The organism is Neobacillus sp. DY30 (genome assembly GCF_030123065.1).
Classification (GTDB): domain Bacteria; phylum Bacillota; class Bacilli; order Bacillales; family Cytobacillaceae; genus Neobacillus.
Genome location: NZ_CP126093.1, coordinates 3,652,928 through 3,675,580 on the forward strand (window position 1 = coordinate 3,652,928; position 22,653 = coordinate 3,675,580).

The window sequence follows — 22,653 nt, forward strand, 5'->3', positions numbered from 1 at the left end:
CCTTTCCAATTGTAATTTTATTTAAGAGTTTACTAGTACTTTTTTGAACTCTTCCGCTAGTAAAGGAACCACCTCAAACAAATCACCCACAATACCGTAGTCGGCTATTTGAAAGATTGGGGCTTCCGGATCTTTGTTAATCGCCACGATAACTTTGGAGTTGGACATCCCGGCTAAATGCTGAATTGCACCTGAAATTCCACAGGCAATGTACAAATCTGGGGTGACAACTTTTCCCGTCTGTCCGATTTGCAGTGAATAATCGCAGTATTCAGCATCACAGGCACCACGGGAAGCACCTACCGCCCCGCCTAGGACATCAGCCAATCCCTGAAGCGTCTTGAAACCTTCAGGGGATTTAACCCCTCTTCCACCAGAGATGACGACTTTAGCTTCTGATAAATCTACACCACTAGTTGTTTTTCGCACTACTTCTTTTACAACCGTCCGTAATTCTTTGATTTCAGCATAAAAATGGACAATCTCAATTGTTCCGCTGATTTCTTCCACCGGGATGTTATTTGGACGTACAGTTGCGAATGGGATGCCAGATACTACTTTCTTTTTCTCAAACGCTTTTCCGGAAAAAACAGGACGTGTAAAGATAACGTCATCTTCTTCCACCTGAACATCAATGACGTCAGATATAAGTCCAAGCCCCAACCGCGCTGCAATGCGCGGTGCGAGATCTTTCCCGATTGATGTATGTGGCATGAAAATAGCTTCTGGTTTGACTTCATTAATAACCTGTCTCAAGCTTTGAGAATATGCATCCGTTGTATAAACATCGAGTTCTTGGTTGCCTACAATATATACTTTATTTGCCCCATGTTTCCCTAAAACATTTGCATAATGAGCAGCATCACTGCCGAATGCCACAGCTATTATTTCTCCGCCTTCCGCAATGCGTTGCGCAGCTGTCAACGACTCCAGTGAAACACCTCTTAGGTTCCCAGCTTTAGCTTCCGTCACCACTAGTACTTTTCTCATGTTAGTTCTCCTCCTGTGTGTTAGATTGCCTTCGCTTCACTGCGAAGAAGTACAGCCAGTTCAGAAACTTGAGCTTTGATGTCACCCTCCAAGATACGTCCTGCTCCTTTTTTCGGCGCAAAAAATGTCTCGGTAGTTATTGTCTTTACTTCTAGCACTTCTTCCATATGTAAATCATCAATCTCAATCCGCTCAATTGGCTTTTTCTTCGCTTTCATGATGCCATGCAAGGAAGGATAGCTCGGTTCATTTAATCCCTGTTGCGCTGTGACCAAAACTGGAAGAGATACCAAGACAACCTCTTTATCTCCTTCAACATCACGCTCGATCACCGCTTCGTTTCCAACAATCGCAAGCTTCGTAATCGTCGTCACTTGTGGAATATTGAGTTCCTCTGCAAGACGCGGACCAATTTGTCCACTGCCATAATCAACTCCCACATTACCGGCTAATATGATGTCAAATTCCCGATTTTTAATAACGGCCTCAAGAATTTTAACTGTACTGTATTCATCAAGATTTAAATCATCGCTATTAATGATAATCGCTTTATCCGCACCCATCGCAAGCGCCGTTCGCAGCCCATTCTCTTCACGTTCCGGTCCTACCGTGATAACCGTTACTTCCCCACCGTGCAAAGACCGCAATAGAAGCGCTTCTTCAATCGCATATACATCGTAAGGATTGATGATGAAGTTTACCCCTTCTTCACTAACGGTGCCGTATTGGAACGCAATTTTTTCCTCCGGATCGAACGTTTGTTTCATCAATACTAAAATGTTCATGTTTTCGTATCCCCTTCTGATGTAATATTTTTAATGCAGTATAGAACTGAAAAAGGATTTTCGTTCTTAAATAAAAAACATTGTAAGTTTGGAGAATATGATTGCTCTACTGAATCCTTGATGGTAATTTCGCTTCAAAAATCCCTGAAACTTTTACATCGCCTTCACAGTCTTTCGCCAGTACTTCAGCTATCACGAGGTTGTCAGCTTTTTTCTCTATCACTCTGCCAACAATTTCGATAGATTCTCCGGGATACGTCATTTTACTAAAACGTACTTGTATTCTCTTAATGTTTTTTCGTGGTATCCATGATGTAACTCCTTGGGATAACATCCCCATGATTAACATTCCGTGAGCAATAATTCCTGTGCCAGCTTGCTCCCCAACCTCTTCAACGGTATGTAGTGGATTAAAATCTCCAGATGCCCCTGCAAATCTTACGAGCTGAACTCGTGTAATTGGATCTTTTTTCAGAACAGGAAATGAATCTCCCACCTGCAAATCTTCAAAAAACATGATTTATTTCTCCCCTATCATCAGGTACTATTTAATGACGGTGAACTAACGTAATTTTAGCAATTGCCACTAATTCGCCTTTTTGTTTGGTAAATCTGGTTTCTTCCGTAACAAAATCCATTCCGCCAGAAGAACCGATTTTGGTATCTGCCCGAACAATCTTACTCGTAACATGAAGCTCATCCCCGGCATAAATATCGCCAAGATATTCATACTCTTGTTCGCCATGCAATATTTTTAATGGGTTTAATTTCAATACTTCCATTTTTTCTTGAAAGCCATATCCGCCATGATATTCAATGACTTGCAAAAAGGTAAGCGGAACGGGAATGCCATCATAACCTGCATCCCTCGCTGCCTCTAAGCTATAGTAAATCGGGTTATCATCACCAATGGCGATGGCTAATTCTTTTATTTTCCCTTTTTCCACTGCCATTCTGTAAGGTTCTAACTCAAGTCCAAGTAAATCTTTCACATCCGACAAGTTCTTCCACCTCTTTAAAATAGTAGCTTCTTACTAACTTTGATTAAATTTTGAATTTTTTTTATTGTTTCAGCAGATTTCCAGCTATAACAAGACGCTGAATTTCTTGTGTTCCTTCATAGATTTGAGTGATTTTTGCATCTCTCATATAACGTTCTACCGGGTATTCCCTTGTGTAGCCATATCCTCCAAATATTTGGATAGCCTCTAGCGTAACTTCCATTGCAGTGTCTCCGGCTAAAAGTTTGGACATTGCCGATTGATGCACATAAGGGATTCCTTGGTCCTCTCGCCAGGCAGCTTGATATGTCAATAAACGAGAGGCTTCTATGTTTGTAGCCATATCGGCTAGTTTGAATTGTATAGCTTGAAGCGCGCTAATCGGTTTGCCAAATTGGAAGCGATTCTTCGCATATTCGACAGCTTTATCAAACGCTCCCTGAGCAATTCCCACCGCTTGGGCAGCTACACCATTTCGACCGCCGTCAAGGGTCATCATGGCAATCTTGAACCCTTCGCCCACTTGTCCCAAGAGATTTTCCTTTGGAACGCGGCAGTCCTCAAAAATCACTTCCGTTGTTGCGGAGGAGCGAATGCCCATCTTTTTCTCCTTCTTTCCTACAGAAAATCCTGGGAAGTCCTTTTCCACAATAAATGCGGTAATCCCCTTATGCTTTAGTTCCGGATTGGTCTGGGCAAAGACAATATAGGTATCCGCATAACCACCGTTGGTAATAAAAATCTTCGAACCGTTCAAGATCCACTCATCGCCTTTAAGTACCGCAGATGTTTTCATTCCGCTGGAATCAGATCCGGATCCTGGTTCTGTCAAGCAATACGCACCCATGCTTTTTCCCTCTGCCATGACTCGCAAATATTTTTGTTTTTGTGCCTCCGTTCCGAACTTGAAAACAGGCCATCCGGCTAACGATGTATGGGCGGCAAGAGTAGTCCCTATGGAAGCATCCACCCGGGAAAGTTCTTCCACCGTGATCACATAACTCATATAATCGGCACCGGCACCACCGTATTCCTCTGGCCAAGGGATTCCGCATAAGCCAAGTTCTGCCATCTTCCGCCAAATCTTGATATCAAAGTATTCTTCTTCATCTCGCTGTGCTGCAGTTGGCTCACATTCGTTCAGTGCAAATTCGCGCACCATTTTTTGCATCATCTGATGTTCTTCTGATAATAAAAAGTTCATTGTTAGACCCCTCTTTAATATATTTTGTGCATCCTATTTCGCCCGAGTATGTTGAGCGAGCGATTGCTCAATACGAAGATAGCTGTAATAACTCCCACCTTTTCAAGGATGGGAATTTAATCGCAATTTACACTTTTTGCTCGATCATCTTTCGGGTATAGACGGTTACCCACTTCCTTGGCAGCAGTCCCACTGATTTAGCCATAATTTTATTTTTAAAGCCTGGAATAATCACTGTTTTATTCTTCATTAACCCTGCAAAGCCACACTTGGCAACTGCTTCTGGGTCCATCAAGTTCTTTATGAAAATTTTTGTTCCTGTTGCTGCCAACCCTTCCGTGAGCGGTGTTTTCGTTGAAGGGGGACATAATACACTAACATGAACTCCGGTTCCTTTTAGTTCTTCCGCAATCGCTTCTGAAAAGGTTAAGACATACGATTTGCTTGCCCCATACATCGACATCCCTGGAGTTGGCTGAAAGGCCGCCGTTGAAGCCACATTTAAAATTTTACCTTGCTTTCGTTTAACCATTTCACCCGCTATCAGTCTGGTTAAATACGTGAGTGAAATCATGTTAAGCTGCAGGCATTCCAATTCTTTCTTAATATCCAATTCCGTCATTAACCCTAATCCGCCTGCACCGGCATTATTAATCAAAATATCGATGTTGATACCTATGTTTTTCAAGTGCAGATGCAAGTTCTCTACTGTTACATGGCTGCTTAAGTCACCGGCAAAAGTATTTACTTTCACTCCATACTCCTTTTGTAAAATCTCAGCCTGTTGTTCCAACAATGTTGCGTCTCTAGCAACTAATACCAAGTTATAGCGATGGCCTGCGAAAACTTTTGCGAATTCCAAACCGATCCCTTTAGTAGCGCCTGTAATCAAAACTGTTTCTGTTGGCATATGTTTTTTAGCCCCTTACGTTTGGAATATTCTAAAATTTATAAATATTATCATATTATTGATTATACTCATTAGTATAAATTAAATAAAATTAAAGATTTTAATATATAAATAAGTGTTATTAATATTAAGATAGTGAAAACTATTAATTTTTCTAATTTCCTGGAATTAAAAAGAGTTACGCATAATAAAAAGAGAAGCCTCGTCGTCACTTAGACACCCGGGCTTCTCTTTTTATTACCAGATTTATTTATTAAAACGCAGTCACATCAACGGGTTCAATTCCTTCAGCCTCGCAATAGTCAAGGTATCTTTTCAGGAATGATTCCCAGTTATCTCGTGCAATAATTTCTCCATTCTCACCCAGATAGTCTAATGTTCCTTCCACAATATTGAAGGTAATAACGTCTTCATCCCCTACAGCTGAAGGTGTATGTGTGGAGCCAGCAGGTTCAAAAACCATGTCGCCAGGTTTGGAGATCCAAGACTCCTCTAGATATCTCCAAGATCCTTGTACGGTATAAACAATGACTTGTCCAGGATGAAAATGGGCAGGAAGCTGCATTTTCGCAGGTACATATAATAAGGTAATATTCTGTCCTGTCACAGGGTTGACTTTAAGCAATTTAAATTTCGCATCTCCGAAATAAGGAACCCAAGGCAATTCATCTACATTAACATTTCCTGCATGATATGCTACTGCTGCTTGTACATTTTTTACATTACTCACTAAAATTCCCTCTTCCATTGTATATTTTTAAATTCGCATGCTGTTAACGCTTACATTATTCAGCTACTTAACTTCTTTGAATTTATAATCTCAGTATATTTTTAATTTTCAGCTAAGTAAAATTAACATTTTTAATGTGCAATTAAGTTTGATTAATTTACACTGTTCGTTGTTTGGATGGAATTTACTTAGCCCCAAGGCCCCCATCAAGAACCAATATTTGTCCCGTACAATAATTAGAAGCTGCTGAAGCAAAGTAAAGGAGAGCACCTACTAAATCATTGTCATTGCCTAACCTTCTAACTGGAACTTGGGAAGCAATGAAAGGACCTGCTTTGTGTACAAGTGTTCCCGGTATTTCTGGGTTATTCATTCCAGTAGTGAACACTCCAGGAGCAATGGAATTTACATACACTCCATGGCGACCCCACTTAACTGCAAGATCCTTCGTTAAAGTCATAACGGCACCCTTACTAGTTGTATACCCTACAGAATCTACTGCTTCTGGATCGACGCCTTTAAAACCAATACTAGAAGAAATGTTAATGATTTTTCCGTATGCGTTTTCAATCATATGTTTTCCTACAGCTTGACACATTAAGAATGTACCAGTCACATTTGTATCAAGCATAGCTTGCCATTGCTTTAAAGGCATTTCAGTAGCAGGTGTTTCAAAAACCGTTCCGCTGCTGTTGACTAAAATTCCGATTTTCCCAAAATGAGAAACCGCTTTCTCTAAGCCTTGAACGACAGATTCAGGATTTGTTACATCCACTGCTAGAGCAAGTGCTTGTTTTCCTAATGCCTCTATTTCTTTTACAACTTCTTCGCAAACCTCTAACCGACGAGAACATACTACAACGTTTGCACCTGCCTCAGCTAGAGCCAGTGCCATTACACGCCCTAGACCGCTGCCGCCTCCGGTAACGATTGCTGTCTGTCCGGTTAAATCAAACAATTGTTTTAATGACATTTTACATTTCCCCCTAATTAAGAATATTCAAAGATTTTAAAAATCTTATTGATATTGATTGTACTAGTAAATTATAATGAAATAAAATTAAAGATTTTAATGTGTAAATAAGTATTACTAATATTGAAAAAGGGGTACAGCAATGAATATTGAACAATTACTATATATCGTTGAAGTTGCTAAATACAATTCATTGTCTATTGCGGCACAGAATCTACATGTAACTCAATCCACAATCAGTCAGTCCATTACCAACTTTGAAAAGGAGCTAGGGATTAAAATTCTTAAACGGTCACGGGGACATGGTGCTGTCCCAACCGATGAAGGCAGAATCATTCTAAAGCTTGCCTACGAAGTACAAAAAAAACTTGAAGAAATAAAAGAGACAGCCAACTTAATGAATTCCACAGAAGTGGGGGAACTAAAAATTTCTTCTCTACCAGGTTTAATGACCTTTCTAGTAAAAGCAATATCTGCTTTTAGACATGATTATCCTCACGTAAATCTGGAGGTAACCGAAAAAAGTGGTACTGCTGTGATTGAAGATGTCAGGCAGCATAAGACTGATTTCGGATTGATTACATATTCTAGTGATTTGACCGTAAACATGGAAGGAATAGCTTTTGAAGCACTCATAGAGGGGAAACAGAAAGTATATGTTTCTAAGCATTCGCCCTTAGCGTTTCTAGGTACCGTAACACCAAATGATATACTTGATCAAACTCTCGTCACCTATAAAGGTGAATTAATGCAACATTTTGTAAAAGATTTTTTTAACAGATATAAGCCCTTGAAAATCCTATTTACATCAAATAATATGGATGGTCTTCTCCAAGCGATCAATGAAAATTTGGCCATTTCATTTGCTCCTGATTTCGTAATGAAAAATTATCCCTCTGTCATCAATGGAGATATAATTCCGGTAGATTTGATAAATCATAGCACTGTAAATATTTCTTTAGGGTTGGTTCGATCAGAAAATAAACATTTATCCACTTTTGCCAACAAATATATTCAATATCTGAAATCTGAAATTATTAAAAGTTAAGACAGAAAAAAAGAGAAGCAACTACGTCCAAAATGGACTTAGTGCTTCTCTTTTTATAGGAATCTATTAGTATTATTAAATCCTGAGTTCCTTTTTCCACCAACGCCAGGATCAGATTCTCGGGAATTCCTATACACCCGATTTTATTCCATCTTCCTCTTCAATATGATCATCAGCATAAGTCTCGGAAATCTTATCCAGACAATTCCAGCACTTACTGCGATTTCGCTCCATAATGGCCAATTCTTCATTGCAATCTACACAACAATCCATTCCATCAACAGCTTTGTTATTTTTACACATATTTCTTCCCCTCCTCGATTAAATCATGATTTTTTAAACAATCACTGTTTCCTCAGCTTTTATCGTTGTGTCAGTTTGCTTCGCAGGACGTACAATCGCCCAAAACAATAATCCGAAAACAAACATAACCAATGAAGTTACTAGGAACCCATAACCATATCCAATTGCCTCAGTTCCTGAATTTTCAATAAAATTCCCGAATATAACTGGAGCAATAATACTTGTTGAACTAGAAAGAGCAACATATGTCCCTTGTGCTTTTCCTATGTTTTTGGTAGAAAAGAAATCCATTAACATGGCAGGTGCGAGTGATAGAATAACAATCGCAAAACCTGGAGCAAGGATGAAGAACAAGATGGAGATAGCACTTGAATTCACGACACTTCCTAGATATAAACAAATAGCGGATAGCACCATTGAAATACCTGCAAGATTTACTCGTGCTTTTCGAATATCTCCTGTTTTACGATAAAGCCGATCTGATATCAAGGCAAATCCAATTTGGCAAATGGCAGCGAAGAGAAAAGGTAAAGACACTGCCATTTTTAATATTTTTCCATCAAAATGTTGAATTTTGGCAAAGTATGCTGGGAACCAAACCGCTTGAACAGACAATAACCAATAGGCACAGCCTGCACACAAAACGGTAAAAATAAAATTTTTAGAAAGAAGATGCGGAAGAAATTGACGCCAAGAAACCTTAGAAGGGATGAATGAGTTCTTATCCTCTTGTTCAAATGTAGGCAACCCGATTTCTTTTGGGCTTTCTTTTCCGAAAATCATCCATAATACTGTAACAATAAGTCCAACAATCCCCATTGCGATAAAAGCAGATCTCCATCCATTTTGACTGATCAAGGAGATTAATAATGGAGAAGCAATCGCTGGCCCGATTGTTGCTCCAAAGAGAACTGCGCCAAAACCTATACCATGTCTGTGTTTAGGGAACCATTTTCCTATTAAAGAAGTGGATATCGCGATGGCTGGACCTTCTCCTGCTCCCAAGATCATTCTTGAAAACATTAATAAAGACAGACTGGAAACAAAAGGTGTGGTAAATTGAACAGCCAGCCATATAAACATGATCCAAGTAAACATTTTTTTCGTGTTTTTGGAATCGGCCATGCCCCCAATAATTAAAGAAGATATGGTAAAGAACCAAAAGAATGAGCTTCCAACAACTCCCCATTCTGAAGGACTTAAATTTAACTCTTTCATTAAGGGAACGGAAACTAAACCGATGATAATTTTATCAACTTGGTTGACCATTCCGGAAGCAACTAGAATTAATAATATAATCCAAGAATATTTTGGTGTTTTCAATGTAAAATTCTCCCCTTCTTTTCTACTAATTAAGGAACATCTTTTCATAAAAATCTGCAAGGCACTCCCATCAACATAAAGCTATTCGTCTTCTTATGAAAATGATTGTAAAGGTAATTCTTCTATGTTTAAACACCTGTTATTTATTAAAACATTACTTCATTTTTCTAATTGCGCCAGCTGTTTTTTCACGTACAGGTATACCACCGCGACCTGCTTTACCTGTTTTTTCATCAATAAACATAGCGAAATCGGGAGCAATTTCTCGCCCATTTGGCATCGTGAGCCACAATCTTAATAAATGACGTTTGCGTTCGGGTTCTTCATAATCTTCATATAAAGTACGTGAATGAAGAACAGTATAATTATTTACGAATTGCATATCACCAGGTTCCATCATCATATCGATATGCATGTTTTCATCATGAAGGAGAGAATCCATTAAGTTATATGCTTCTATTTCTTCCTTTGACAAAAGGATACCTGTTTTCGCTTGTGCTGATTCGACATATCCACGATTATATCTGCAGCTTAATTTACCTTTGTAATAGCTAAAGACTGGTGATGAATATACTGGAGATTCTCCTGGGGCTTCTTCACCACGACGATCCAAGCAGTATGGACGATAAAGAATTTCAAGGTACTCTGGGTACTTCTCCAGAATTTCATTATAAACAGCCATCGAGCTTACAATACTGCTAAATCCCCCGGATTTAGCCTTCCGAAGACTTAATAATCCGACTACGTCAGATCCATCTGGGTGAAAGGGAAGATGTGCATTCGTTTGGTAACCGCGTACATTGGAATCATTAATGTTCAAACCTTGGTCAACGACATGCCCTAAAAGATCACCTTTTGCGTTTTGAGTTACCGGGATGCCCAAATGTACTCCGAGACCCCAGTAAATAATGCTTGCCTCTTCATCCGTATACCTTTCCATTGGTAATCCACGAATTAACAAAAATCCTTTCCCATTTTCCAACTCGTCAATAAAGTAATCGATTTCATTAGAGAGATCAGGGATGGGGAAGTCCTCCTTGTTAAAATCTGGTGCTTTTAAACCCTTTTGTTTCACAAAATATAAAGCGCTTTCAAGAGAAGCAATTGTTTTCTCAGGCAAATAATAAATCCATGAATCATCTTTAGTTAGATCAATACCTTTCCACGCTGCAGGTCCTTGAATTTTTTCCTTTAAAATGGGCGGCACCTATATTCCTCCTTCCTTTTCTAATACACTTTTTATCTGTAGTAGACAATGTTCGGGCTGTTTCCTACTAAAAGAGTAACTCCCTCGTTTTTACCATTCTTCTTGATACAATTAATCCTATTGAACGATGTTCCCCCCTTTATTAATATAGAATCGCTTTAATAGCATTGTGACTGTGATAATAGTCATTACATTAATTATATTCATAATTTTCAGTTAAATAAAATTAAAGATTTTAACTTACATGTAAATAATACTAATATATATAAATATTACCTCCATTTACAATGGAAAATTTCAACATCCTATTATATTAGTCCAACTAAAGTACAAATTAAAATCTTTAATTTTATATAAATATTATTTAAAGGTAGAATCAAATAAAGAAAAGAAACAATATTCTAAAAAATCACCATCCACTATTACTAGGGAATCAATACAGGAGGTTGAACGATGGACTTAAAGTTATCCGGAAAAAAGGCACTTATTGTTGGGGGAAGCCGTGGTATTGGTAAAGCTATTGCCCGCCAGTTGGCTCTCGAAGGTGTAGATTGTACGATTTGTTCAAGAAACGAATCCACTCTAAAGATTACTGCAGAGGAATTGGCAAAAGAAACGAACCGAACTATCTATCCGATTGTGGCAGATACCACTGACCCTAACTCTATCCTAAATCTAGTTGAACAATCCGCAGCAGCAATGGGAAGTATTGATATATTAATCAACAGCGGTGCCCGCGTTGGCGGCCAGGAGCCAGAGGATTTTTATAGTATTAAAGATGAACTTATTATGAAAGATTTTGAAGAAAAGTACATGGGTTATTTTCGCTGTATCCGAGCTGTTGCACCTTATATGATAGAAAATAAATGGGGCCGTATCATAAATATAAGTGGTCTTGCTGCCAGAATTGGCGGTAATTACTTTAGTTCCGGTCCGCGTAATGCATCTGTTGTCCATATGACGAAATCCGCCTCATTGGAATTAGGAAAGCACGGAATTAACGTTAATGCTGTTTACCCAGGTATAGTCGATACGGAAACGTTTAGAGATCGAGTCACTAATGAGGAAGCTATACGCCAGGTAGAATCACTAAATTCCCTCGGCCGCTTGATAACTGCAGAGGAAATTGCTTATGTCGTTACCTTCCTAGCCTCACCTTTGTCAGCATCGATTACTGGTGATGTTATCCCGGTAACTGGCGGCATTGGAAATACCGTTTATTTCTAAAATACTTGGTTGTTACTATTATCTGTTTCATAGATTTCCAATTAATAGTCTATAAAACAGATAAATATAAAACGAGCCTCATTAACTTGTGAGGCTCGTTTTATTTAGATTTTTATCGAATATTTTGCTGTAAGTAAGAATTTGTTAATCTTAGAAACAGTTGCTTCAATGTTGTTAGAGAAAATAGCCATGTGTGCAAAAAAGCCGTGTACCATACCGGGTTCACATGCATATTCAACCTGCACACCAAATTTTTTCAGACGATCAGCAAAAGCCCTACCTTCATCCCGAAGCACATCATTTTCCGCTGTGATAACTAATGCTGGCGGGAGACCACTTAAATCTTCAGCGACCAAGGGTGAAGCGTACTCATTACACTTGTCCTCTTCATTCCTTAAATAATGATCACGGAACCAAATCAGCTGTTCGCGATCCAGACCAAATCCTTTCTCAAATGTTTGATGGGATTCCGTATTGCACTCAAGGTTTGTCGGAGGATAAAGTAAGACCTGAGCAGTGATGTCGGGACCTTTTCTATCTCTCGCCATCATCGTAACTACTGTTGCTAGATTTCCACCTACGCTATCCCCTCCTACTGCCAATCTTGAAACATCTCCGTTAAAGGAAGTCCCTTTTTCATACACCCATTCCAAAGCCGAATATGCGTCTTCGACAGCAGTCGGAAACTTATACTCTGGTGCAAGACGATAGTTTACGGATACAACAATACTATCCGTTCTATTAGCGATCATTCGACAGCTTGCATCCGTTGATTCAATGTCTCCGAGAACCCATCCCCCACCATGGTAGTATATAAATAGAGGAAAGGGACCTTGTCCATCTGGTATGTAAACCCGACATTTTATTTTTTCATTCTGGCTTACTGGAAGCATCAAATCCTCTACCTTTGAAAGCGGTTCTAATTTTACAGCAGGGCGAGGTGCCTTTGCTAGCATATCTCTAACTGTCTGAGGATCCATTTTATGAATAGGCGGCATCTGATTAAATGCTTGTAAATATTTTTCTGCTCTCGGATCTAAATTTATCAAGGAGAATCAACCTCACTTCAATTAATTTTAAAATTAACTCGGCTATATCCTAACCTTTTATTCTGGCCATAAGGCATTTTAAAAATCATAAAATGGTGATTTTATCCACCATATTTCGTTGAATAAAATCACCATCTCACTTGATATTAGAAATAATGGTGTTTTTTACGCCCACCAGCTTTTTATCTTTTTACAGGTACCCCGCCGATATAAAACTCGAAATCTGGGGCAATTTTACGACCATTTGGCATCATGAGCCATAATCTTAATAGATGGCGTTTCTTGTCGTCTTCTTCGTAATCTTCAAAATGAGTCCGTGAATGAAAAACGGTATAATTATTAACGAATTGCATATCACCAGGTTCCATCATCATATCAATATGGAAGTTTTTATCATGAGTGAGGGAATCGATAAAATCAAATACTTCGATTTCCTCTTCCGACAAAGGGATACCTGTTTTCGTTTGTGCTGATTGGACATATTGGCGAATATATCTGCAGCTTAATTTACCATCGTAATAGCTAAAGATAGGTGTATGAACAACTGGAGATTGACCTGGTGATTCTTCCCCGCGAAGATCATGGGCAAATGGACGATAGAGAATTTCAAGGTATTCTGGGTGTTTCTCCAGAATTTCATTATAAATAGACATCGCACTTGCGATACTGCTTAAACCGCCAGATTTCGCCTTGCGAAGACATAGTAATCCCACCACATCAGCTAAATCTGTGTGATAATCAAGATGTACATTCGTTTGGTAACCACGTACTTTTGTATTATCATTAAAGTCTTTACCTACGTTTTTGATATGCCCTAAGAGTTCCCCATTTTTACTTTGGATTATCGGTAGTCCCAAATGAAGTCCGAGACCCCAGTAAATAATGCTTGCTTCTTCGTCAGTAAACTGATCCATTGGTAATCCACGAATCAATAGAAACCCTCTTCCATTCTCCAGTTCGTCAACAAAGTAAGTAATTTCGTCAGCGAGTTCAGGAATCTGGAAATCCTCCTTTTTAAAATCAGGTGCTTTTAATCCCTTTTGTTGAACATGTAATACAGCCTTCTCCAGCGCAGTAATCGTTTTCTCGGACAAATAATAAATCCATGATTCATCTTTAGCCAGTTCAATTCCTTTCCACGCTGAACGGCCTTGAATTTTTTCCTTTAAGATGCCTGCCATAAATATGCCTCCTTAGGTAATTGGGTTGTTTCACTATAATTTGACTGACTATTGCGAATTTATTATTTAACTTATCTTTTAATTTTTAATTAAATGAACATATTATTTATAATTAAGTTTTATTAATATTAACTTCTAAGAATCTAACAAACTACCTGTTTAAAATACTCACTTGCTCCTTTGCCTCAATCACTTTGTGGCTTTCCTTTGCGGGACGTACACCGATCCAAAATAATAGTCCGATAATCAGCATCCCTATTGAAGAGGCTTGAAACGCATAACCATAACCTAATGCCTCAGTCCCTGCATTTTGGATAAGATATCCAAAGACGAGGGGAGCAATAATACTTGTTGTACTTGCAAGAGCAATGAACGTCCCTTGTGCCTTTCCAATGTTTTGAGGAGAAAAAAACTCCATCAATATAGCGGGCGCGAGTGAAAGAATGACATACGCAAAACCAGGTGCAAGGGTAAAGTATATTATGGACATAGGCGTTGAATTCACAGTATTTGCTAGATATATACATATAGCAGATAACATCATCATGAAACCAGCAAGATTAATTCGTGCTTTACGAATATCTCCTGTTTTACGATAAAGACGATCTGATAGTAAAGCAAACCCAAATTGGCAAAAAGCTGCAAAAAGAAATGGTAAAGACACGGCTAGTTTTAATGTTTGACCATTAAACTGTTGAATTTTGGCAAAGTAGGCTGGAAACCATACTGCTTGAACGGACAATAACCAATAGGCACACCCACCGCACAAAACGGTCAAAATAAAGTTTTTAGATAAAAGATGTGGGTAAAACTGGCGCCATGAAACCTTAGTGAGGCTAGACGACTGTTGCTCCTTTTGATGAATGTCAGGCAGCCCGATTTCTTTTGGACTCTCTTTACCGAAAATCAGCCATAAAACTAATACAATCAGCCCAAGAATACCCATGGCTAAAAATGCAGATCTCCATCCATATTGTTCAATCAAGGAAATTAATAATGGCGAAGCAATCGCTGAACCCCCTGTCGTTCCTAAGAGAACAGCACCAAAGCCTATTCCATGTCTATGTTTCGGGAACCATTTTCCTATGATTGCCGTAGATAGAGCGGGAGCTGGACCTTCACCTGCTCCCAAAAGCATTCTTGTTAACACTAGCAAAGACAAACTGGAAACAAAAGGGGTTGCAAATTGAACAATCAACCAGATTAAGGATATCCACGATAACATTTTTTTCGTGTTTTTAGAATCGGCCATGCCTCCAAGAATGATTGAGGAGAAGGTAAAGAACCAAAAGAATGAACTTCCTACAACTCCCCATTGCGAAGGGCTTAAATGTAACTCTTTCATTAATGGAACGGAAACCAAACCAATGATAATTTTATCTACTTGGTTGATCATACCGGAGAGAACAAGAAATAATAAAATAATCCAAGAATACTTTGGAGTGCTTGACATATATATATCCTCACTTTTTCCTATATAAGGAACACCTTTTCCTGAAATGAGAAAAGGTGTTCCCACTAGTTTTAACAAAGCTGCAGATGCAAAATTACTTTAAGGTTTCAACAATGCCGCCAGCTGTTTTATTACGAGGAGGCACACCGCCGCGACCCGGTTTTCCCGTATTCTCATCAATAAACATCGCGAAATCCGGGGAAATTTCCCGGCCATTTGGCATCGTGAGCCACAACCTTAATAAATGACGTTTTCGATCCAGTTCTTCATAGTCTTCATATTGAGTGCGTGAGTGAAGAACCGTATAATTATTGACGAATTGCATATCACCTGGCTCCAACATCATATTAAAATGCAAATTTTCATCATGAAGGAGGGAATCCAGTAAGTCTAATGCTTCAATTTCAACTTTAGACAGCTGGATACCTGTTTTCGCTTGTGCTGATTCGATAAATAAACGGACATATCGGCAGCTTAGTTTTCCATCATAATAACTAAAGATTGGTGATGTAAATACTGGAGATTCTCCTGGAGCTTCCTCTCCACGACGATCAAAGTTAAATGGTCGACAGAGAATTCCTAGATATTCGGGGTTCTTCTCCAGAATTTCATTATAAACAGCCATCGAGCTGATGATACTGCTGTGTCCACCGGATTTTCCTTTTCGCAGGCTTAACAATCCAACAACGTCAGATCCATCAGCATGAAAAGGAAGATGCAGTTTTGTTTGGTAACCGCGTACATTTGAATTTTCCAAGCTAAGACCTTGATCTCTAACATGCCCTAAAAGGTCACCATTAGCGTTTTGCGATACCGGAGTTCCCATATGAAGGCCGAGACCCCAGTAAATGATGCTGGCTTCTTCATCTGTATACCTTTCAATTGGTAATCCGCGAATTAATAGGAACCCTCTCCCATTCTCTAGCTCTTCAACAAAGTAATCAATTTCATCTAAAAGATCTGAAATCGGGAAGTCCTCCTTGTTAAATTCAGGAGCTTTTAAACCCTTTTGTTTAACATGTGCTAAAGCGTTCTCAAGCGAAGCAATCGTTTTTTCGGACAAATAATAAACCCAAGATTCATCTTTAGCCAAGTCAGTGCCTTTCCAAGCTACTGGCCCTTTAACTTTTTCCTTTAAAATGGTTGACATAAGTAATCCCCCTTTAATAATTTGGTATTTTCTTACTTTATTTCAGTCAATTCTCTTAACTCTCTTCGCAATATCTTCCCTGTTGAGTTCTTTGGCAGCTCTTTAAAAAATTCTACTTGTTTAGGAAGCTTGTACTTCACCAGCTTATCCTTACAGAATTCAATCATGTCATTCATGGAGAATTGCTCATCCTTGACTACGACGTAAGCTTTTACGCTTTCTCCGTATTCTCCATCAGGAACTCCAACTACGGCCGCCTCGACAACTGCAGGATGCTGATACAGGACTTCCTCCACTTCACGGGGATATACATTGTACCCCCCCACAATAATCATGTCCTTCTTGCGGTCAACAATGTAGATGTATCCTTCTTCATCCATTTTTGCGAGATCACCTGTGTAAAACCACCCGTCTTTAAAAGCTGCTGAAGTAGCTTCCGGCATCCCTAAATATCCCTTCATAACATTTGGTCCTTGAACAACTAATTCTCCGACTTCACCTCTCGGCAATTCTTTACCGAACTCATCTACCACTTTGCTTTGGACAGCTGGAATATTCAGGCCGATAGAACCTGGTTTGCGAGTTCCTTTTAATGGATTAATTGCGACGAGAGGAGCTGTTTCCGAAAGTCCATATCCTTCTAAGATAGAAACATTAAACTTGTTTTCAAAATTATGCAGCAGCTCGACCGGAATCGAGGCACCTCCAGAGATACACATGCGAATAGATTGGAAATCCTCCGCAGTTGCTTCAGGTAATTGATTGATAAAACTGTACATCGTAGGTACTCCTGCAAACACAGTTGCCTTTCTTTCTCGAATGGTGCTGACCACTTCGACAGGGCTGAAATTAGGCTGGATCAGGACTGTTGCCCCGCAAGCAATTGGTGCATTCAAACAAACTGTCATACAGAAAACATGAAACATTGGCAGGACAGCAACTACACGGTCATTTTCATTGAGTTCAAGTAATTTTGAAATAGAGTCTGCATTCGATGCTAAGTTCCGATGTGATAACATCGCACCTTTTGGTTTCCCGGTAGTACCTGATGTATACAGAATGACTGCAAGGTCTTCTTGATCAATGTAAGGGCTTCCACAAATATTCAGGCCTGTCTCCATGAGATGCTCCCATGCCCATTCCTGATTCTCAGCTTCTGTATAAATGACCAACTTTAGATTTTTCAATTGTTTCTTTACTTCTGATAACTTCGGCTCTACAGAGACGTGAGCAATGACCGCTTTGGCTTGACTATTATCTAATATGTAGCTGATTTCCCCTTGGGTAAACAAAGGATTGATCGGTACAACAAATGCACCTAGTCGTAAAATGCCGTAGTAGGCAATGAGAAATTCAGGGCTATTTCCTAATAAAAGAGCCACTCCATCTCCCTTCCCTATTCCTTGTGCAGACAAACCAGCAGCCAATTGATCCACCTGCTGATCTAGTTCCTTATAAGTAACACTCTTATCTCGATAGATATAAGCGATACTATCAGGGAAATTCCTTGCGCTTTTTTTTAGATTTTCGTATAAATTATTACTTATCAAATGATTTCCACCCCTTCTCCTCATTTAGAAGCGTTTTATACGCTTACTATTGTGAATATTTTAAATATTACTACATTAAGTATACTCATAAATAATAATTAAATAAAATTAAAGATTTTAAATTGTATATAACAATCACTAATATACAAAAGTAAGGTTCAACATAACTAGATCCAGGTTGGCTGCTTCCACGCTTTCTACATTCATTTCTAATTAAAAAGACAAAGCCCAAGTAAAGAAGGCTTTGTCTTTTATTTTTGCTATCTTTGATTCGTTAAATAATTTTCTATTAACTCAATAAATAAGTTCATAGATTTCGTATGCAATTCAGGAGATTCTGTTATAACCGAAAAATTTCTCTTTATTGGTGTTCCTTTTACATTTAATAATTGAATCGTACCAAGCAGTCTTTCTTTTTTAACAGTAAGCTCAGATAAGTAACTAATACCAAGCCCCGCTTCGACAGCTTCTTTAATGAGTTGTGTGCTGCCGAACTCCATTAATTTTGGAGGACGTATTTCTAAAGATTGAAATAATTTTTCTGTTGCATCTCTTGTGCCAGAGCCTTCTTCACGGACAATCCAATTCTCTTGTTCAACCTGTCTTCGTGTAACTTCCTTATTATGATAAATTGGATATTTACCTCCTGCCACGATATACATTTGGTCTGTGGAAATTGTTTTAATATATATATTTGTATTAGATATTTCCCCTTCAACAATCCCTACATCAATCTCATGACATATGATTGCTTTGGCAATATCTCTTGTGTTTCCAATCTGAACGGAAGGAACGATATTCGGGAATAGGTTATTCAGTTTTGCAAGTATATGTGGTAAGACATATTCACCAAAAGTATAACTGGCACCAATTTTTAATAATCCTGTTGGCTCGTTATGTAATTCATTGACTAACCCAGACATTCGTTTGTATAAACCTGTTATTTCCTTTGCATGTAAATAGACTATTTCACCTGCTTTTGTGAGCTTCACACTTTTGTTTGTACGCAGAAGCAGTTTTGCGCCAATATATTTTTCTAATAATTGAATTTGCTGGCTAACGGCAGGCTGCGTCATATGAAGCTCTTCGGCAGCTCTGGAAAAGTTTCTTTTATCAGCTACAGAAATAAATACAGATAATAGTTGATCCATACGTTCACCTCCTATATATCGTTTTAACTTATTATAACTATAATAATCATTTATTTTCCTTATTGTAAATCATTCGTTACGATAATTATTAATAAAACAATCGAGGGGATGAAAGCATTGGAACAAAAAGCATTAATATTGACCAGCCCTAATCATGAAAAAAAAGCTAAAAAAAAGCTAAATGTATCATTGGTATATGGAATAGGTTTTACCTTTATCATAGCCCTGTCTGGCTTTTTTTTGGCAGCAATACCTGGTCTTAATCGCATTGGACCACTTGCTTGTGCAATTTTACTTGCAGTTATTTATCGACAGGTATTTGGCTATCCGGAAAGGTTGCGTACTGGTATTCAATTTTCAGCAAAAAAACTATTAAGATTTGCCATCATACTTTACGGATTAAAGCTTAATATGATCGTTATATTTCACGAGGGCTTTCCACTATTGCTTAAAGGAGCCTTAACAATTATTTTTTCGATTGTTGTTCTTATGTTCATTGCAAAATTGATTAAAGCAGATTTAAATCTTTCTTTATTATTAAGTGTTGGAACTGGTATTTGTGGTGCTGCTGCCATCGCGGCCGTATCGCCCATTATTAAAGCAAAAGATGAAGATACGGCTATGGGGGTCGGCATCATAGCATTAGTAGGCACGGTTTTTTCAATTATCTATACGTTATTATTCCCTTTATTGCCTATTAGTTCTATAGACTACGGAACCTGGGTTGGAATTAGCCTTCATGAAATAGGTCATGTTGCATTAGCGGCCGTTCCTGCAGGGCAAGATGCTCTTGCTCACGCATTACTGGCGAAACTTTCACGAGTATTTCTATTAATTCCGCTTTGTTTTATCCTAATGCTTTGGATGAAAAAGAATGGAAAAATGGAGGGTGAAGCAAAGTTCGAGTTTCCATGGTTTTTAATTGGTTTTATCGTCATGAGTTTTGTGGGGACCTATATCATGGGTCATGAGGTTTTAGTATCAGATTCAATTATGTCTGATATTGCAACATTGACATCATTTATTTTAACGATGTCTATGACCGGCTTAGGATTAAATATTAGCTTAAAAGAATTACGTACCAAAGCCATACGTCCGCTTATTGCAATTATCATTACATCTTTGCTTTTGTCTTTTCTAACATTTTTTTATATTTAACTAATCATTTCATTAGTTTTAAAAGATTAGGCGGAGCAAATGCTCCACCTAATCCTCATGTTTTCACCTCGGTGAAACGCAGATTACTTAATAATAGGGAAAATACCGTAGTACTCTTCTAATGTCAAATTACGTTTCTTCATATCTTTTGCAATATCAGGGCCTACATAGCGAAGGTGCCAAGGCTCATATTTGTAGCCCGTCACATGCTCTTTTCCCTTTGGATAACGCACAATATATCCAAAATTAGCGCTATTTCTATCTAGCCATTTCGCTTCTTTTGTATTGGCAAAGCAAGAAGCCGCTGCACATTTCCCAGTACTTCCGCTAACATCAATTGCCAAGCCCGTTTGGTGTTCACTTGTACCCGGAATAGCACTATATGTTATTGCCTTTTCGTAACCATCCCTTTTTACATATCGATTAAAAACCGCCGTTTGAGTCGCCTCAGAACGATATCCAGATACTCCACTCAAATAAATTTTATCCTTTTTTGCTGCTGCAAACATTTTTTCTAAAGCAACCGCGGCTTCCTTCCGCAATTTACGTTTTTCTACCTTTTCCTTAAATATAAAAGAAGTATTGGGATAAATTAAATTCTTAGGAACATAATTTTTGGGCAAGTAAATTTTTTTGTTTACAACAACAGCTATTGATGCAGGATATTTCGTGGTATAGATCGTTTTTCCATTCTGCGTCTTCTCCTGTTTTATATAAGAAGCTTTTGTTATGTTGACTTTTTGATTAGAATTTGAGCGATTTTGAAGCGGAGTTATGGATTCTTCTGAACTGTTATGTGTTTTTTTAGATGAAGAGGACATATCGGAATCTCTATTACAACCAACGACAGTTATTAATAAAAAGAGAATGAACCATGCATTTACATATTTTTTTAACATAATAAACGATTCCTCCAAACCATAATCAATAATCTTAGTCAACTGTTTTTCTAACTAGTAGTGTTTTTTTCGAAAGAATAGCTATTTATTTAATAGGATTTGAAACAAAATTTGAATATATGCTTGGGATTATTTGACAAAAAGACAACTAGGCGCGGAAGCAAAGAGCGGTAATAATGTCTTGCACCAAGCTAAACTAATTCATTGTATCCAAATAAAAAAGACGGTAACTTCGGTTACCGCCACGCAATCTTCAATTTGAAGTCTGAGTAAAGAACTTTAGCTTGAAAATTTAACTGGGTTGCTTATTTTACTATTTTTTAGGTTTTTATAAAAGTCATCAATAAATTCCTTAGCTACCTTCGTTAACCCTTTTGTTTCTAAATATATAAGCCAGAAATCAATTGGAAAATAATTTTCTTCCCTTAGAGGGATAATTTTTATTTCTCCATTTTTAACCATGGGACTATGAATAATAGAAAAATCATGCAAAAATAAAACGGCTTGACTTTCTTTAACCAACTCGAAAAGAAGGCTGCTGCTATTTGTTCTAATTAAAACTTGATTGGGATTCAATTTTATTAATTTTAAAACCTTTTTATAATCCGATGAATTATATAGAACAAATTTTGAATTCTCTAAATCACTAAGAGTTACATAATCAAAAGTATAGTAAGGTGAATTTTTACCAACCGCTATACAGATGTGACCCTCATGAATATGTTCAAAACAAATATTTTTTTCTTTTTTTAATTCATTTTTAGATGCATGTATTAAAGCGAAGTCATAGTTTTCTTTGTTGAAATTCTGAATAATATCTGTAGGGTTTTGCTCTACAAATTCGAATGTAATATTATTATTTCTCGAATTAAACTTAACCATTGTTTCTTGAATTACAAAAGCAAAGGTTGGCGCTGTCATAATTTTCAAATGAGTTTGATTACTATTTTTATAATCATAAATTTCTTTGTTCAGTTCTTTAATCGTCTTAAGTAAAGAGATTGCTTTGGAAATAACTATTTTACCTTCAAAAGTAGGAGTAACTCCTTGTTTTGCTCGGTTAAAGATTTTTATTCCAAGCTCATTCTCTAGCTGTGTTATTGATTGACTCATCCCTGAAGGTGAAATAAATAATTTTTCTGCTGCTTTTGTAATTGACATCTCATTGGCGACATTTACAATATATTCCATTTGCTCAAAATTCATACTAGCACCTCAACTTCAGTTAAACCGTTCCACATTATGACCTATGAAAACATTTTACACTTGATTTTTATTCTCCGCCAAACACAGTTGTTCTGCAAGGAATTTCTGAAAAAACAAAATAATTTTGGTCATTCAGTGGACGCGTTCCCCAATAT

At 37.9% G+C, this 22,653-nt stretch carries 22 protein-coding genes; 3 read left to right on the forward strand and 19 right to left on the reverse strand.

Features of this window, described 5'->3' with window-relative positions; all coding sequences use genetic code 11:
• Positions 1-21: 21 nt before the first annotated feature.
• The 8 genes from QNH29_RS17730 to QNH29_RS17765 all read right to left on the reverse strand — a co-directional run bounded on the left by QNH29_RS17730 (position 22) and on the right by QNH29_RS17765 (position 6,593).
• Positions 22-990, reverse strand: coding sequence for an electron transfer flavoprotein subunit alpha/FixB family protein (locus tag QNH29_RS17730; protein WP_283860698.1), 969 nt, complete (start codon positions 988-990; stop codon positions 22-24).
• Positions 991-1,010: 20 nt separating this feature from the next.
• Complete coding sequence (locus QNH29_RS17735; protein ID WP_283860699.1) at positions 1,011-1,775, reverse strand: electron transfer flavoprotein subunit beta/FixA family protein; 765 nt, start codon at positions 1,773-1,775, stop codon at positions 1,011-1,013.
• 106 nt (positions 1,776-1,881) lie between these two features.
• Positions 1,882-2,292, reverse strand: coding sequence for a MaoC/PaaZ C-terminal domain-containing protein (locus QNH29_RS17740; RefSeq protein WP_283860700.1), 411 nt, complete (start codon positions 2,290-2,292; stop codon positions 1,882-1,884).
• A gap of 31 nt (positions 2,293-2,323) precedes the next feature.
• Positions 2,324-2,767: a MaoC family dehydratase N-terminal domain-containing protein gene (locus tag QNH29_RS17745; RefSeq protein ID WP_283865671.1), complete on the reverse strand. Its 444-nt coding sequence runs from the start codon at positions 2,765-2,767 to the stop codon at positions 2,324-2,326.
• A gap of 70 nt (positions 2,768-2,837) precedes the next feature.
• On the reverse strand, positions 2,838-3,980 hold the full coding sequence (locus QNH29_RS17750; RefSeq protein ID WP_283860701.1) for an acyl-CoA dehydrogenase: 1,143 nt from the start codon (positions 3,978-3,980) through the stop codon (positions 2,838-2,840).
• A gap of 127 nt (positions 3,981-4,107) precedes the next feature.
• The gene (locus QNH29_RS17755; protein WP_283860702.1) at positions 4,108-4,890 is read right to left on the reverse strand and encodes an SDR family NAD(P)-dependent oxidoreductase; all 783 of its coding nucleotides are present in this window, start codon (positions 4,888-4,890) and stop codon (positions 4,108-4,110) included.
• A 253-nt stretch (positions 4,891-5,143) separates the two neighbouring features.
• Positions 5,144-5,620, reverse strand: coding sequence for a 2,4'-dihydroxyacetophenone dioxygenase family protein (locus tag QNH29_RS17760; protein ID WP_283860703.1), 477 nt, complete (start codon positions 5,618-5,620; stop codon positions 5,144-5,146).
• Positions 5,621-5,804: 184 nt separating this feature from the next.
• Positions 5,805-6,593, reverse strand: coding sequence for an SDR family NAD(P)-dependent oxidoreductase (locus tag QNH29_RS17765; RefSeq protein WP_283860704.1), 789 nt, complete (start codon positions 6,591-6,593; stop codon positions 5,805-5,807).
• A gap of 142 nt (positions 6,594-6,735) precedes the next feature.
• Between QNH29_RS17765 and QNH29_RS17770 the strand changes: the two genes are divergently transcribed.
• Positions 6,736-7,641: a LysR family transcriptional regulator gene (locus QNH29_RS17770; protein ID WP_283860705.1), complete on the forward strand. Its 906-nt coding sequence runs from the start codon at positions 6,736-6,738 to the stop codon at positions 7,639-7,641.
• 129 nt (positions 7,642-7,770) lie between these two features.
• Here QNH29_RS17770 and QNH29_RS17775 read toward each other — a convergent pair whose 3' ends face one another.
• The 3 genes from QNH29_RS17775 to QNH29_RS17785 all read right to left on the reverse strand — a co-directional run bounded on the left by QNH29_RS17775 (position 7,771) and on the right by QNH29_RS17785 (position 10,474).
• Positions 7,771-7,944, reverse strand: a complete 174-nt coding sequence (locus QNH29_RS17775) for a hypothetical protein (RefSeq protein WP_283860706.1) — start codon at positions 7,942-7,944, stop codon at positions 7,771-7,773.
• Between the two features lie 33 nt (positions 7,945-7,977).
• Positions 7,978-9,267, reverse strand: coding sequence for an MFS transporter (locus QNH29_RS17780; protein WP_283860707.1), 1,290 nt, complete (start codon positions 9,265-9,267; stop codon positions 7,978-7,980).
• Positions 9,268-9,421: 154 nt separating this feature from the next.
• A complete protein-coding gene (locus QNH29_RS17785) occupies positions 9,422-10,474 on the reverse strand; it encodes a TauD/TfdA family dioxygenase (protein ID WP_283860708.1) in 1,053 nt (350 codons plus the stop codon).
• Between the two features lie 453 nt (positions 10,475-10,927).
• Between QNH29_RS17785 and QNH29_RS17790 the strand changes: the two genes are divergently transcribed.
• Entirely contained in the window at positions 10,928-11,701 is a 774-nt protein-coding gene (locus tag QNH29_RS17790) for an SDR family NAD(P)-dependent oxidoreductase (protein ID WP_283860709.1), read from the forward strand.
• Positions 11,702-11,805: 104 nt separating this feature from the next.
• Here QNH29_RS17790 and QNH29_RS17795 read toward each other — a convergent pair whose 3' ends face one another.
• From QNH29_RS17795 to QNH29_RS17820, 6 genes are all read right to left on the reverse strand, one after another.
• Complete coding sequence (locus QNH29_RS17795) at positions 11,806-12,750, reverse strand: alpha/beta hydrolase (protein ID WP_283860710.1); 945 nt, start codon at positions 12,748-12,750, stop codon at positions 11,806-11,808.
• 182 nt (positions 12,751-12,932) lie between these two features.
• A complete protein-coding gene (locus QNH29_RS17800; protein WP_283860711.1) occupies positions 12,933-13,931 on the reverse strand; it encodes a TauD/TfdA family dioxygenase in 999 nt (332 codons plus the stop codon).
• 151 nt (positions 13,932-14,082) lie between these two features.
• A complete protein-coding gene (locus QNH29_RS17805) occupies positions 14,083-15,462 on the reverse strand; it encodes an MFS transporter (RefSeq protein WP_283860713.1) in 1,380 nt (459 codons plus the stop codon).
• 16 nt (positions 15,463-15,478) lie between these two features.
• Positions 15,479-16,534 (reverse strand): TauD/TfdA family dioxygenase, encoded by a 1,056-nt coding sequence (locus QNH29_RS17810; RefSeq protein WP_283860714.1) that lies wholly within the window; start codon positions 16,532-16,534, stop codon positions 15,479-15,481.
• Between the two features lie 32 nt (positions 16,535-16,566).
• Positions 16,567-18,081 (reverse strand): long-chain-fatty-acid--CoA ligase, encoded by a 1,515-nt coding sequence (locus QNH29_RS17815; RefSeq protein WP_283865672.1) that lies wholly within the window; start codon positions 18,079-18,081, stop codon positions 16,567-16,569.
• A 263-nt stretch (positions 18,082-18,344) separates the two neighbouring features.
• Positions 18,345-19,235 (reverse strand): LysR family transcriptional regulator, encoded by an 891-nt coding sequence (locus QNH29_RS17820; RefSeq protein ID WP_283860715.1) that lies wholly within the window; start codon positions 19,233-19,235, stop codon positions 18,345-18,347.
• Between the two features lie 108 nt (positions 19,236-19,343).
• Here QNH29_RS17820 and QNH29_RS17825 point away from each other — a divergent pair, with 108 nt between their 5' ends.
• Positions 19,344-20,393, forward strand: a complete 1,050-nt coding sequence (locus tag QNH29_RS17825) for a YeiH family protein (protein WP_283860716.1) — start codon at positions 19,344-19,346, stop codon at positions 20,391-20,393.
• 83 nt (positions 20,394-20,476) lie between these two features.
• Here QNH29_RS17825 and QNH29_RS17830 read toward each other — a convergent pair whose 3' ends face one another.
• Positions 20,477-21,292 (reverse strand): M15 family metallopeptidase, encoded by an 816-nt coding sequence (locus tag QNH29_RS17830; RefSeq protein ID WP_283860717.1) that lies wholly within the window; start codon positions 21,290-21,292, stop codon positions 20,477-20,479.
• Positions 21,293-21,571: 279 nt separating this feature from the next.
• Positions 21,572-22,498 (reverse strand): LysR family transcriptional regulator, encoded by a 927-nt coding sequence (locus QNH29_RS17835; protein WP_283860718.1) that lies wholly within the window; start codon positions 22,496-22,498, stop codon positions 21,572-21,574.
• Positions 22,499-22,653 lie beyond the last annotated feature (155 nt).

Coding starts and splice junctions, on each gene's coding strand:
- QNH29_RS17730 (WP_283860698.1), bottom strand. CDS start 990: ATGAGAAAAGTACTAGTGGTGACGGAAGCTAAAGCTGGGAACCTAAGA.
- QNH29_RS17735 (WP_283860699.1), bottom strand. CDS start 1,775: ATGAACATTTTAGTATTGATGAAACAAACGTTCGATCCGGAGGAAAAA.
- QNH29_RS17740 (WP_283860700.1), bottom strand. CDS start 2,292: ATGTTTTTTGAAGATTTGCAGGTGGGAGATTCATTTCCTGTTCTGAAA.
- QNH29_RS17750 (WP_283860701.1), bottom strand. CDS start 3,980: ATGAACTTTTTATTATCAGAAGAACATCAGATGATGCAAAAAATGGTG.
- QNH29_RS17755 (WP_283860702.1), bottom strand. CDS start 4,890: ATGCCAACAGAAACAGTTTTGATTACAGGCGCTACTAAAGGGATCGGT.
- QNH29_RS17765 (WP_283860704.1), bottom strand. CDS start 6,593: ATGTCATTAAAACAATTGTTTGATTTAACCGGACAGACAGCAATCGTT.
- QNH29_RS17770 (WP_283860705.1), top strand. CDS start 6,736: ATGAATATTGAACAATTACTATATATCGTTGAAGTTGCTAAATACAAT.
- QNH29_RS17775 (WP_283860706.1), bottom strand. CDS start 7,944: ATGTGTAAAAATAACAAAGCTGTTGATGGAATGGATTGTTGTGTAGAT.
- QNH29_RS17790 (WP_283860709.1), top strand. CDS start 10,928: ATGGACTTAAAGTTATCCGGAAAAAAGGCACTTATTGTTGGGGGAAGC.
- QNH29_RS17800 (WP_283860711.1), bottom strand. CDS start 13,931: ATGGCAGGCATCTTAAAGGAAAAAATTCAAGGCCGTTCAGCGTGGAAA.
- QNH29_RS17810 (WP_283860714.1), bottom strand. CDS start 16,534: ATGTCAACCATTTTAAAGGAAAAAGTTAAAGGGCCAGTAGCTTGGAAA.
- QNH29_RS17820 (WP_283860715.1), bottom strand. CDS start 19,235: ATGGATCAACTATTATCTGTATTTATTTCTGTAGCTGATAAAAGAAAC.
- QNH29_RS17825 (WP_283860716.1), top strand. CDS start 19,344: ATGAAAGCATTGGAACAAAAAGCATTAATATTGACCAGCCCTAATCAT.
- QNH29_RS17830 (WP_283860717.1), bottom strand. CDS start 21,292: ATGTTAAAAAAATATGTAAATGCATGGTTCATTCTCTTTTTATTAATA.
- QNH29_RS17835 (WP_283860718.1), bottom strand. CDS start 22,498: ATGAATTTTGAGCAAATGGAATATATTGTAAATGTCGCCAATGAGATG.